Annotated in this window: 11 protein-coding genes; 5 read left to right on the top strand and 6 right to left on the bottom strand. The window is 44.8% G+C overall.

Annotation, left to right across the window (positions count from 1 at the left end):
- The first annotated feature begins 57 nt into the window (after positions 1-57).
- Together VRU48_RS16870 and VRU48_RS16865 are read left to right on the top strand one after the other, a co-directional pair.
- Entirely contained in the window at positions 58-1,338 is a 1,281-nt protein-coding gene (locus VRU48_RS16870) for a glycosyltransferase (protein ID WP_330109090.1), read from the top strand.
- 10 nt (positions 1,339-1,348) lie between these two features.
- The gene (locus VRU48_RS16865) at positions 1,349-2,098 is read left to right on the top strand and encodes a glycosyltransferase family 2 protein (RefSeq protein WP_330109089.1); all 750 of its coding nucleotides are present in this window, start codon (positions 1,349-1,351) and stop codon (positions 2,096-2,098) included.
- Positions 2,099-2,213: 115 nt separating this feature from the next.
- Here VRU48_RS16865 and VRU48_RS16860 read toward each other — a convergent pair whose 3' ends face one another.
- A complete protein-coding gene (locus VRU48_RS16860; RefSeq protein ID WP_330109088.1) occupies positions 2,214-2,789 on the bottom strand; it encodes a thioredoxin family protein in 576 nt (191 codons plus the stop codon).
- 78 nt (positions 2,790-2,867) lie between these two features.
- The gene (locus VRU48_RS16855) at positions 2,868-4,058 is read right to left on the bottom strand and encodes a serine hydrolase domain-containing protein (protein WP_330109087.1); all 1,191 of its coding nucleotides are present in this window, start codon (positions 4,056-4,058) and stop codon (positions 2,868-2,870) included.
- 159 nt (positions 4,059-4,217) lie between these two features.
- On the opposite strand from VRU48_RS16855, the gene VRU48_RS16850 reads away from it, so the two are divergent.
- Genes VRU48_RS16850 through VRU48_RS16840 form a run of 3 tightly spaced genes read left to right on the top strand, consistent with a single transcriptional unit; the run spans position 4,218 to position 6,816 of the window.
- On the top strand, positions 4,218-4,880 hold the full coding sequence (locus VRU48_RS16850) for a phosphatase PAP2 family protein (RefSeq protein WP_330109086.1): 663 nt from the start codon (positions 4,218-4,220) through the stop codon (positions 4,878-4,880).
- A complete protein-coding gene (locus VRU48_RS16845) occupies positions 4,871-5,284 on the top strand; it encodes a GtrA family protein (RefSeq protein WP_330109085.1) in 414 nt (137 codons plus the stop codon). Before VRU48_RS16850 ends, VRU48_RS16845 begins: the two co-directional genes overlap by 10 nt.
- On the top strand, positions 5,281-6,816 hold the full coding sequence (locus VRU48_RS16840) for an ArnT family glycosyltransferase (protein WP_330109084.1): 1,536 nt from the start codon (positions 5,281-5,283) through the stop codon (positions 6,814-6,816). Before VRU48_RS16845 ends, VRU48_RS16840 begins: the two co-directional genes overlap by 4 nt.
- Here VRU48_RS16840 and VRU48_RS16835 read toward each other — a convergent pair.
- The 4 genes from VRU48_RS16835 to typA form a co-directional block, all read right to left on the bottom strand.
- Entirely contained in the window at positions 6,813-7,697 is an 885-nt protein-coding gene (locus VRU48_RS16835; protein WP_330109083.1) for a lysophospholipid acyltransferase family protein, read from the bottom strand. The genes VRU48_RS16840 and VRU48_RS16835 overlap by 4 nt on opposite strands.
- A 289-nt stretch (positions 7,698-7,986) precedes the next feature.
- Positions 7,987-8,859: a lysophospholipid acyltransferase family protein gene (locus tag VRU48_RS16830; RefSeq protein WP_330109082.1), complete on the bottom strand. Its 873-nt coding sequence runs from the start codon at positions 8,857-8,859 to the stop codon at positions 7,987-7,989.
- Between the two features lie 267 nt (positions 8,860-9,126).
- Positions 9,127-9,999: a lysophospholipid acyltransferase family protein gene (locus VRU48_RS16825; protein WP_330109081.1), complete on the bottom strand. Its 873-nt coding sequence runs from the start codon at positions 9,997-9,999 to the stop codon at positions 9,127-9,129.
- Between the two features lie 149 nt (positions 10,000-10,148).
- A complete protein-coding gene (typA, locus tag VRU48_RS16820) occupies positions 10,149-11,957 on the bottom strand; it encodes a translational GTPase TypA (protein ID WP_330109080.1) in 1,809 nt (602 codons plus the stop codon).
- Positions 11,958-12,017 lie beyond the last annotated feature (60 nt).

Below are 12,017 nucleotides of genomic sequence, written 5' to 3'. Positions count from 1 at the left end.
GCTTTAAGGGTTGAAAATACGCAACTATTTTACAATCCTAAACAATAAAATGTATTTTTGATTGATTTGAAAGTAGTACACTTAAATACCTACGACGGAAATGGAGGCGCCGGAAGGGCCTGCTTGCGGCTGAGCAATGCGCTTAACGCAAATGGCATCAGCTCGAAGGTAATCGTGTATTACAAGTTTGGGCAAAACCCAGCCATCGACACGTTTAGCAAAGGCATTTTTGCCAAGCTGCATGCCGTTTTCAATATCATGGCCGAACGTTACCTGGCCAAATTCCTGACCAAAGCCGTTAAAACGCCATTCTCGCTACAATGGTTTGGCAAATCGATCAAAAACCATCCCGACCTGAAGGCTGCCGACATCATCCACCTACACTGGGTAAACCATGGCTTTTTGTCGCCAAAAATGCTGGCCGAATTAGACGAGCTGGAAAAACCCATTGTATGGACTTTCCACGACAGCAACGCCTTTACGGGTGGCTGCCATGTGCGCTACAGCTGCGAGCATTTCCATAGGCAATGTGGCAACTGCCCTATTTTGAGTTTAAGCGGCCCTAAGGATATTTCGCACAAAACCTGGCTGCGCAAGCAAAAGGCTTATTCTGAGCTTAATTTTCATGTAGTTGCCCCCAGCCATTGGATGGCCAACTCGGTCAAGCAAAGCAGCCTGCTCGGTTTAAGGCCAACTTCGGTTATTCCGAATACCATAGAAACGGATATTTTTAAGCCCTATGTAAAAGCCGAGGCCAAGAAGGTTCTCAAAATAAAACCCGATCAGTTTGTGATCATGAGTGGTTTTATGCCCTCCAAAAACGACAAGCACAAAGGCACGCAATATTTGCTGGATGCGCTTAACGAATTGGCCGCGAGGCCCGAGGTACCCAAAGAAAAAATAGAGTTGGTTATTTTTGGCAACAAAGACGAGAAAAACCTGCCCGAATTTCCTTTTAAAACGACCTTTTTGGGCACCATTGGCAAAGACGACCACCTGGCTAAATGCTACTCGGCCGCCGATGCCTTTATTACGCCATCGTTGGAAGATAATTTGCCCAATACCGTCATGGAAAGCCTGGCTTGTGCCACACCGGTGATTGCCTTTAAAACGGGCGGCATTCCGGATATGGTTAAGCACTTGCAGAATGGCTATTTGGCCGATTACCAATCGGCAAGCGACCTGGCCGACGGCATAGAATGGCTATTTTTGCACGAACAGCCCGAAGAAGTACAAAAAGAAGCCAGAAGAAGCATACTGACCTATTTTGCACCTCCGGTAATTGCCAGCCAACACGAAGAATTGTATCATAAACTCATCAGCGCCCTACCCCAATAACCAACCAGCCATGCATCCCAAACTCAGCGTCATTACTATCGTTTACAACAATGTTGCCGCCATTGAGCGCACCATGCTTTCGGTGCTTAACCAAACTTATCAAAACATTGAATATATTGTAATAGACGGCAATTCGAGCGATGGCACCACTGAACTGATTGGCAAATACAAAGACCGCTTGGCCAAATTTGTTTCGGAAAACGATAAGGGCATTTACGATGCCATGAACAAGGGACTGGCGCTGGCCACTGGCGATTATGTGCTTTTTATGAACTCGGGCGATGAAATTTACGCCCCCGAAACGGTAGAAGAAGTCTTTGCCTCGGCTCCATCGGGCGATATTTATTACGGCGAAACCGAAATGTACGATGCCGATTGGCATAGCTTGGGTCAGCGCCGCCACGAAGCGCCCGAAAAGTTCGATTGGCACAGCTTCAAATACGGCATGAACGTGAGCCACCAGGCCATCTACATTAAGCGCAGCCTTACCGAACCTTATGATTTGCAGTACAAATACAGCGCTGATATCGATTGGATTTTAAAGGCGGCCAAAAAATCATCAAATATTGTGAATACACATTTGTATGTAGCCAAATACCTGGTGGGTGGCATGTCTAAGCAAAAACACCTCGAAAGCCTCAAGGAACGCTTCAGGATTTTGAGCAAATATTATGGCTTCATCCCGAATCTGTTCAACCATTTTCTGATCGCACTTAACTTAGCTTTCTACTACATCAAGCACCGCCGCACCAACGATTAAAGCCGTGAATTAGAAAAGATCGCCTTCTAAAAAGATAGTTTGCAGAAGGGGTGCACCAAGAGCAACATGCCTAAAAGAAAAGATGCCTAGCGGTGTAGCTAAGCATCTTTTAAAATTATTCGCCTTTATACTTCGGATCGTTCTTTCTGAAACGAGCGGCTATTTTGGCTAATTCATCATCTGTTAGTTTAGTAGTTAGCTTCAATGATTTTACAAAGGAATCTACTTCTTCTTTAGCGGCAGGGCAACCGATGATGTTTTTTCCTCTCACTTCCATACCCACACCTTCAGGCCTCAAATGCGAATCGACTAACAACTTGCCATTCGTATCGAAGATAAACCAAACCGGAATACCAAAACCATCGCTGTTGTATTGTTTAAGCATGGCATCTGCACCCGGGTTTTCGGTTTTCTTTAACTCCGCATTATTTTCCATAACTGTTAGGTGCTTAACCACAAAACTCTTGTCGAAGTAGGCCTTCACTGCCGGATCGTTCATGCTATCGTCCATTTTGTGGCACCAGCCACACCATGAAGCGTGAAACAGAATAAACACTTTTTTCTTTTGAGCTTTGGCCTCTTTAATGGCATCCTTCAAAACTGTTTCGGCCGAAGGAGGTGTGCTTTGCGCAAAAGCCATGTTTACCGATAGCATGGCGACAAAAGCAATAAATAAGGTTTTGATTTTCATACGATTAGTTTTCTACGAATTTAATATTTCAGATTTGATTTACAGCTTATTCCTTCAATATTATTAACCACAATCAGCTTATGGTTTGGGATATTGAAAAGGCATCCCCGCCAAATACCGGCTCACTTTACGGTAGGGATAATCGCCTCCGCCCTTATCGGCAAACACCACAATAATGGTTTTGGTTAAAGGATCTACGTACAAGCGCTGACCCAACATGCCTTCTGCGGCATATTCGCCGTTAACACCTTCCTGTGGCAGCCACCACAAATAATTTTGCGTTGTTTTTTGCCAGCCCTTACTGGTTACCGGTGTGCTGTCTTGCATTTTAATGGTCTGCAAAACCCAATGTTGAGGAACCACTTGTTGGCCATTGTATTGCCCATCGTTCAGGTATAAGCGACCAACCTTTGCCAAATCAGTAGCCGTAACCTGAAAGCGACTTGCCGTATTGGTCAGTCCGTTTACATGGTCGAGGCCCCAGCTGGCCCGGTATTGGGTACCGATACGTTGCCACAAGCGTTCCTGAAAGTATTGGGCCAAGCTCTTTTTGGTAGCCTTTTCAACTACCCAACCCAACAAAATGGCATCAATGCTTTTATACTGCCAAGCCTGTCCGGGATAGCCCACCCGTTTTACCTTCAACAGTTCGCGCTTCATATCGTCGGTGTAGTAGTATTTGGCTTCGTCGGAGAAGAAAGCATTGATGATGCCTCCATTGGTATCGCGAAAGGCCAAACCCGATTTCATGGTAAACAGGTCGCGCAAGATTAAGGTGCTATAAGCCGAATTGGAACCAAGCTCTGGAATATAGTTGAGGATGGGGTCGTCGAGGCTTTTGATGCTGCCATCGGCCAATGCCTGGCCCACCAACACCGAAAGCATACTTTTAGCCACCGAAAACGTAGTAACCAAGGTACTGTCGCTATAGCCTTTATCATATTTTTCATACAAAATACTGTCGTTCCTGATGACCATAAACAGATTAACCCGACCTGCCTTGAGGTAATCTTTTAATGGCAGGTAGTGATGCTGCCCATCAAAAACCTTGAGCGTATCCAAATCGTTGCGTTGCTTAGCCAGCCTGATGAAATGGAAAGCCGAATCGCTCGGTTGCACATAAGCCTGCGGAAAAATCTTGTAGGTTTCGGCATCGGGTGTACGATAGCGCAACACTTTAAACAGTACCGGTTGCCAAATAAACAGGATGGCCAAGCCAAGCACCACAATGCCTAGCAAAGTGAGCAGGCTATATTTAATAATTTTCACAAGCTTGTTATTTGAATTGCTAAAATAACAAACTCCAACAACTTGCCATAGGCCTGCAACGATGGCCGGTCTGGACCTACAGCCCAAAACAGTTAACACAATATTCAAACAGCCTTAACGCTCTACTCATCAAGGGCAAATACATTTGCTAAAACATTTATGTTCAGGCAAATCAAACAACATCGGCTCTATTTTGCACTTGTATGGCTTACCCTTGCAGTGGGCATTATTCTCCATCTGTTGTTTACCAAAACAACCTGCTTTGTATGGCTCAATGCTTTCCATACTCCATCGCTAGACTTCTTCTTTGCTTTATTTACCTTTTTAGGCGATGGCATTTTTGCCCTCTCGGTAATCCCCTTGCTCTTTCTTTTTGCAGACCGAAAAAAAGCCATCTCGCTTTTGTTCGCTTTTTTAACTTCTGCCTGTCTGGCTCAAGTTCTCAAACGGATCTTCCAGCAGCCAAGGCCTAAGCTTTATTTTGAGGAAACGGCTTTTCAGTATCTACACTACGTTAATCATATTACCTTGCACAGTTCTTATTCTTTTCCATCTGGACACACCACCTCAGCATTTGCCCTGGCCACCATACTGGTTCTATCTTTCAAAAAAATGCGCTTGGCAGTACCCTGCTTTTTATTTGCCGTTTTGGTCGGGTATTCGAGAATTTACCTGGCCCAGCATTTTCTGCTCGACGTTTTAGTTGGCGCGGCCATAGGTACCCTTTGTGGCCTATGGGGTTATTATGTGGTGGTTGACCTGCAGGCTTTCGGATCATTCAAGAAAAAAACTGTTACCAAACCTGCTACGCTATGGACATAACACGATTGACCACCCTTACCGCTAATAAAAAAATCCAACAGTTCTTCAAGTTTGGCCTGGTGGGATTTTCTGGTCTGGCCATAGATTTTGTCATGACCTACCTCTTAAAAGACCAATTGCATATCGACCAGTATTTGGCCAACACCATTGGATTTGGCACGGCAGTAATTAACAACTATTTGCTCAATAAAATCTGGACTTTTAAGAACAAAGACAAAAACCACGCTAAACAGTTCATCAGATTTGCACTTATTGCAACCATTGGCCTATGTTTAAATACGCTATGTATTTTAGGCCTGCAACAGCTCCACATTCCGTTTTACCCGGCTAAATTGATGGCCATAGCTGTGGTATTTGTGTGGAATTTTACGGCCAACGCCACCATCACCTTTAAGGAACATTGAAACAATACCCCAACAAATTATGGATTTTGGTGGGCTCGCTTACCATCTTCCGTTTGCTGGTTGCTCTTTTTTTAGAATTGGGCAACGACGAAGTATATTACTGGACCTACGCCCAGCACCTGCAATGGGATTATTTCGACCACCCGCCAATGGTGGCCCTCTCAGTTTGGCTCAGTACGTTTGGCAACTTGTTGCATCCTGAAGTTTTTGTAAGACTAGGCGCCATTGTTGCCTCGGCAACCAGCACTTTACTCATTTACCGGCTCGGTCAAACGCTTTACAACGAACGCGCTGGTTGGTACGCCAGCCTGCTTTACAGCGCTTCTTTTTATGGCAGCTTAATTGCCGGCACTTTCATCTTGCCCGATAGTCCGCAAATGCCCTTTTGGCTGGCAGGTATTTTGCTATTGTTCAAAATCAACAAAGCTAACCAGCACAACTTGCCTACGGCTAAACTATGGTGCTGGTTTGGCTTAATAGCAGGCATCTGTACCCTGTGTAAAGTACATGGCCTGTTTTTATGGGTTGCTGTTGGCCTCTTTGCGTTGTTGGTTAACCGCAACTGGCTAAAGGACCGATGGCTCTACCTAGCGGGGCTGATTAGCCTCATCGTGATTTCGCCCATCCTCATCTGGAATATCCAGCATCAATTTATCACTTACACCTACCACGGTAGCAGGGTAAGTTTGGCCCATGCCCGATTAAATTACCTGGCATTCGCCAGAGAAATATTCGGAGAAATATTTTACAACAACCCTGCTGTTTTTTGCTTGACATGGATAAGCATTTGGCAGCTTTACAAACGCAGGTTCTCCATCGATAAAAAAGAAATGTGGTTGCTGCTTTGCACAACCCTTCCTTTAATTTTTACTTTGCTGGTATTGGCCTTATTTAGGGAAACCCTGCCCCATTGGTCGGGACCGGCCTACAGTGTGCTTCTTCTGGTGGCTGCCACCAACTTGGCCAAAACACATGCTCCAGGCACACCCAAAATCATTGTGGGGGCCATGGCCTTCTTCTTTGCTGTAGCAATTACAGGCATTGTATTGATCAACTGTTATCCCGGCACCCTTAATCCGCAGCAAAACCCCTTGCAATGTGGCAAAGGCGATATTACTTTGGATCTATATGGCTGGAAGGAAGCCGGATTGAAATTCGATTCGCTTTATAGGCAAGATGTGGCGCTGCAAAACATGCCGGCCAAAGCGCCCATCATCATCAACAAATGGTTTCCGGCGGCGCATATCGACTATTATCTCTGCTCGCTAACCCAGCAAAGCACCTGGGCTATTGGCAATTTATTCGACCTGCACCAATACCAGTTTTACAATGCCTACAAACGGCAATTGGCCAAAGGCGATTCGGCTTATTATGTAATTCCTTCTAATCTTTTTGACCAGAATAGCCTCAGTTTTAACCAAGGCTTGTTTACCAAAGCCGATGCGCCGGTTATGATTCCTTTGTACAGGAACAAATTGTTATGCAGGTATTTGTTGGTTTACAGATTGAGGGGATTTAAAGGCTACCCCTAAGCACTAAGCGCGGGCTTTTGATGCTTCCATCGCCGGTGGCTCCATAACCAATAGGCAGGTTCTTCAAGAATGATTTTCTCGAGCAGGCGAACATGCAGCTCGGTGATTTCAAATTCGGCAGCCGCAGCCGGGTCTAAACAAAGTGGCACGCACTCTACTTCATAATATCCTTTTTTGAGCACGGTGGTTTTCAGGTAAAATACCGGTCGATTGGTTTTTTTGGCAATCTTCTCAATGCCCAGCTGCACTGCACTGGGTTGGCCCAAAAAGGTAGTCCAGTAGTTGAGTTCGTCTTTAGAGGGCGACTGGTCGTTGCCAAAACAGAACACAGTAGCTTCTGTTTTATTAGCCTGCAAAGCTCTTAGCGTTTGATTCATGGCAATCATCTTATTGCCAAACCTGCTGCGCACCTTGCGTAGCCAACAATCGAAAACCACATCTTTTAAGGGCTTATAAATGGGGTAGTTTTGGGCTGAAATAGCTAATCCGAACGATAGGGTTCCCCACTCCCAATTGCCATAATGTGCTGAACAGATCAGTACGCTTTGCCCTTTTTTAAAATATTCTTCCAACACCTCGATATTCTTAAAACGGAAACGTCGTTGCAGTTCGGCCTTTGAAATAGACCTCATCTTGATGATTTCTACCACCAGTGCCGTAAGATAGGCATAGTACTTCTTCTCGATACACAACAATTCGGCCTCGCTCTTTTCAGGAAAAACCTTGCGCAAATTTGCCCGGACTATCTTTTTCCGATAGCCGAAAACAGCGTAAACGAAGAAATAAAATATCCACGCAATGATATAAAGTACAGATAACGGCAATAAAGACAATAGGGTTAACAGGAATATTCCAAAATAGGACAAGACCCTTGCAAGCATAGATGTTAATAGTCTAGGTGAATGTTTAGCTTTAAAACCAAAAAAAGACTTTAGGCATCGCTGCAATTAATTTACACAATATGAAGCCTATAAAATCGTTTTAGAAGCTTATGCAATTACCATGCCCAAATGAGACTTGGGCTTAAAGACGAAAGGTAGAAGGCCGAAGGCGGATGACTGGAAGGTAGATGTACTCTTGATACTTGATACCGATATGAACCATGGTACTGGTCTTCAACCTCCAGACCATGGACCATGGTCTATTGGACTATCGACTATCGACTGTTGACTACCCCCGCTTATATTTCCAGCGGCGATGGCTCCATAGCCAGTAGGCAGGCTCCTCGATAATCATTTTTTCTAAAAACCGGATGTGCAGTTCGGTGATTTCGTATTCGGCGGTATTGGCTGGCTCTAAACAAATGGGTACACAATCCATTTCGTAATAGCCTCTTTTAATTACCCTGGTTTTGAGGTAAAACACCGGACGATTGGTTTTTTTGGCTATTTTTTCGATACCCAGCTGCACCGAGCTCTCCTGGTTGAGAAAGGTGGTCCAATAATGCGATTCGTCTTTAGAGGGCGCCTGATCGTTGGCAAAACAGAATACGCTGGCCTCGCCCTTGCTGCCCTGCACGGCCCTTAAGGTTTGGCGCATAGCGATGGCCTTGTTGCCGAACTTGGTTCTTACCTTATAAAACCAATCTTCGAAAGTGGCATTGTTGAGGGGCTTGTAAATGATATAGTTTTGCGCACTGCCAGTCAGGCCCAGGCTCAAGCCCGCCCATTCCCAGTTGCCGTAATGCGCGGTACAAATGAGCACGCCTTCGTTTTTTTGCCAATAGGCCTCCATCAGGTCCAGGTTTTTGAATTTGAAGCGCTTTTGCACTTCCTTTTCAGAAATGCTGTCCATCTTCACGATTTCTACCATCAGCGAAACCAGGTAGCGGTAAAATTTCTTCTCTATGGCAATGATTTCCGCTAGCTTTTTATCGGGAAATACATTTTGCAGATTCTCTCGGGCAACCTTTCTGCGGTAGCCAATTACATGATAAAGCAACAAATAAACCCCATCGGCCAGGAAATAAAGTACCGACATGGGCAAAAGCGCCAGCAGTTTTAAAAAGAAAAGACCAATGTGAGTAAATGCCTTTTGTACCATGGAATTAATTTCAAGGCAACAAAATTAAACATTTCTCTTGCCTCGTCCATCGGTTTGACACTCCATTATGCAGCCAAGCCTCAATTTTTTACATTTTGTAGAGATTTGCTTAAAGGTTAAAGAGGCGGATGGCGGGAAAGGTAGAAGGCAGAGGCTAAAGGGGAGAAAAAACAAGAAAGACAGGATGGAGGCAAATCGTAGCGTTGCACCAGACTATAGACTTCCGACTAAAGACTATGGACTATTGTCTATGGACTAAATCCACCCCTAACTCCGTCTGTGCTTCCACCGGCGATGGCTCCATAACCAATAAGCCGGTTCCTTACGGATCATTTCCTCCAAAAAGCGGGTATGCATTTCGGTAATTTCAAACTCGGCAGTTTCTTGCGGATTTAAACAAAGCGGCACAAATTCGGCCTCGTAATATCCTTCTTTTACTCCGGTTACGTTAAAATAGAAAATTGGCCGGTTCGTTTTCCTCGCAATTTTTTCGATCCCCAACTGAATGGAACTTTCCTGATGGAGCAAAGTAGTCCAGTAATGCGATTCGTCTTTGGAAGGCGCCTGATCGCTGCCAAAGCAAAAGATACTGGCTTCGCCTTTGCTGGCCTGTATGGCCCTTAAGGTTTGGCGCATCGAAATGAGCTTGCTCCCAAACCGGCTTCTCGCCTTTTGAAACCAGTCGTCAAACACCGGATTGTTTAAAGGCTTATAAATAGGATAATTTTGGCCAGAAACTGCCAAACCGATCGCTACCGAACCCCACTCCCAGTTGCCATAGTGCGCGGCGCACAGCAACACCCCTTCTCCTTTTGCGAAATAAGACTCCATCAGTTCCGATTTCTTGATCTGGAAACGTTTTTCCAGCTCCTTTTTCGAAATCGAACTCATTTTAACGATCTCCACCACCAAAGCAGCCAAATACTTGTAGAACTTCTTTTCTATCAGCTTGCGTTCTTCGGGGCTTCGCTCTGGCAGAGCCAGCTGCAGGTTTTCCCTCACCACTTTTAGGCGATAACCGATTACCCGATAGAGCAGAAAATACATTGCCTTGGCCAAAATATACAGAATTGGCATCGGCAACAGCGACAGCAAGTTTAAAAAAAAGATACCGATATGGTTAAGCGCTCTTCGAAACATAAATTATTTAAGGCCACAAAGTAATGCATTTACTGGCCACATTCGTCTGCTTGTGGGCCCATTATCACATTGCCTCACAATTTTTACATAAAAAACCCCAATCTCGACATCAATCAGGATTGGGGCTGTTATAATCTTTAATCGTTTACTTACGATTGGAACTTTTTAGCGTTGATTTTGCGTTCGTTCTCTGTTAAATAGATCTTACGCAAACGCATGCTTACCGGTGTAACCTCGATATATTCGTCGGCCTGGATGTACTCCATCGATTCTTCCAACGAAAATTTGATGGCCGGAGCGATACGCACGTTGTCGTCGCTACCCGAAGCACGCATGTTGGTTAAGGCTTTTCCTTTAACTACGTTTACCACCAAATCATTGTCGCGGATGTGCTCGCCCATGATCTGTCCTTCGTAAACATCAACACCCGGATCAACAAAGAAACGGCCTCTGTCTTGTAGCTTGTCGATTGAATAAGCCGTAGTCTGGCCTTTTTCCATCGATACCAATACCCCGTTCAAACGACCAGGAATAGTACCTTTCCAAGGCTCATAAGCTTTGAAACGGTGTGCCATGATGGCTTCTCCGGCAGTTGCGGTTAATACGTTGTTACGCAAACCGATGATACCACGTGATGGGATTTCGAATTCCAAGTGCTGCAAATCGCCTTTTGGCTCCATGATCAGCAATTCGCCTTTACGTTGGGTTACCAACTCGATTACTTTACCGGCAACATCGCCGGGTACGTCAACAATCAGGGTTTCGATAGGCTCATGTTTCTTGCCATCGATTTCCTTAACGATTACCTGTGGCTGACCCACTTGGATTTCGTAGCCTTCGCGACGCATGGTTTCGATCAATACCGACAAATGCAGGATACCTCTTCCGTATACCAACCATGAATCTGGAGATTCAGTCTCAACCACTTTAAGGGCCAAGTTTTTCTCCATTTCTTTATACAAACGGTCTTTGATACGTTGCGAGGTTACCAATTTGCCTTCTTTACCAAAAAACGGCGAGTTGTTGATGGTGAACAACATGTTCATGGTAGGCTCATCGATTTTGATTACCGGCAGTTGTTCTGGTGCATCGAAATCGGCAATGGTATCGCCAATGTCGAAACCATCAATACCTACCACGGCACAGATATCGCCCGAACCAACTTCGGTAGTTTTTACTTTACCCAAGCCTTCGAACGTATACAATTCTTTTACCCTCGATTTAACCATTTTGCCATCGCGTTTGATCAAAGTAACCGGTTGGCTTTCTTTGATGGTGCCACGGTGTACGCGGCCAATGGCGATACGGCCTACAAATGACGAATAATCCAATGAGGTAATCTGCATTTGCAAAGTACCTTCGTTTACCGGTGCTGGCGGAATGTTTTCGACCACGGCATCCAATAAGGCAAAAATATCTGTCGTTGGTTTTTTCCAATCGGTGCTCATCCATCCTTGTTTAGACGAACCGTAGATTACCGGAAAATCCAATTGCTCTTCTGTAGCTTCCAAGTTGAAGAAAAGTTCGAAAATCTGCTCGTACACTTCTTCCGGACGGCAGTTTTCCTTGTCAACCTTGTTTACCACCACAATTGGTTTCAACCCTAGCGAAAGCGCTTTTTGGGTTACGAAACGGGTTTGTGGCATGGCGCCTTCAAAAGCATCGCAAAGCAAAAGCACGCCATCGGCCATTTTAAGTACACGCTCTACCTCACCGCCAAAGTCGGCGTGGCCCGGTGTATCAATGATATTGATTTTTACATCCTTGTATTTTACAGAAACGTTTTTTGATACGATGGTAATTCCTCGCTCGCGCTCCAAATCGTTGTTGTCCAGTATCAACTCGCCTGTTTGTTCGTTATCACGAAAAATAGAACAAGAGTGTAAAATCTTATCAACCAAAGTGGTTTTACCGTGGTCAACGTGTGCTATAATAGCTATGTTTCTAATCTTTTGCATACAATGCGCCTCTAAATTTGGCGCAAAGATAAGGTTTTTTATTGATTTTTTAGGACAAAA

The organism is Pedobacter albus, from assembly GCF_036324255.1.
Lineage (GTDB): Bacteria > Bacteroidota > Bacteroidia > Sphingobacteriales > Sphingobacteriaceae > Pedobacter > Pedobacter albus.
This window is presented reverse-complemented; position numbering and strand designations above follow the sequence as displayed.

Coding starts and splice junctions, on each gene's coding strand:
- VRU48_RS16850 (WP_330109086.1), top strand. CDS start 4,218: ATGTTCAGGCAAATCAAACAACATCGGCTCTATTTTGCACTTGTATGG.
- VRU48_RS16825 (WP_330109081.1), bottom strand. CDS start 9,999: ATGTTTCGAAGAGCGCTTAACCATATCGGTATCTTTTTTTTAAACTTG.
- VRU48_RS16835 (WP_330109083.1), bottom strand. CDS start 7,697: ATGCTTGCAAGGGTCTTGTCCTATTTTGGAATATTCCTGTTAACCCTA.
- typA (WP_330109080.1), bottom strand. CDS start 11,957: ATGCAAAAGATTAGAAACATAGCTATTATAGCACACGTTGACCACGGT.
- VRU48_RS16845 (WP_330109085.1), top strand. CDS start 4,871: ATGGACATAACACGATTGACCACCCTTACCGCTAATAAAAAAATCCAA.
- VRU48_RS16865 (WP_330109089.1), top strand. CDS start 1,349: ATGCATCCCAAACTCAGCGTCATTACTATCGTTTACAACAATGTTGCC.
- VRU48_RS16860 (WP_330109088.1), bottom strand. CDS start 2,789: ATGAAAATCAAAACCTTATTTATTGCTTTTGTCGCCATGCTATCGGTA.
- VRU48_RS16830 (WP_330109082.1), bottom strand. CDS start 8,859: ATGGTACAAAAGGCATTTACTCACATTGGTCTTTTCTTTTTAAAACTG.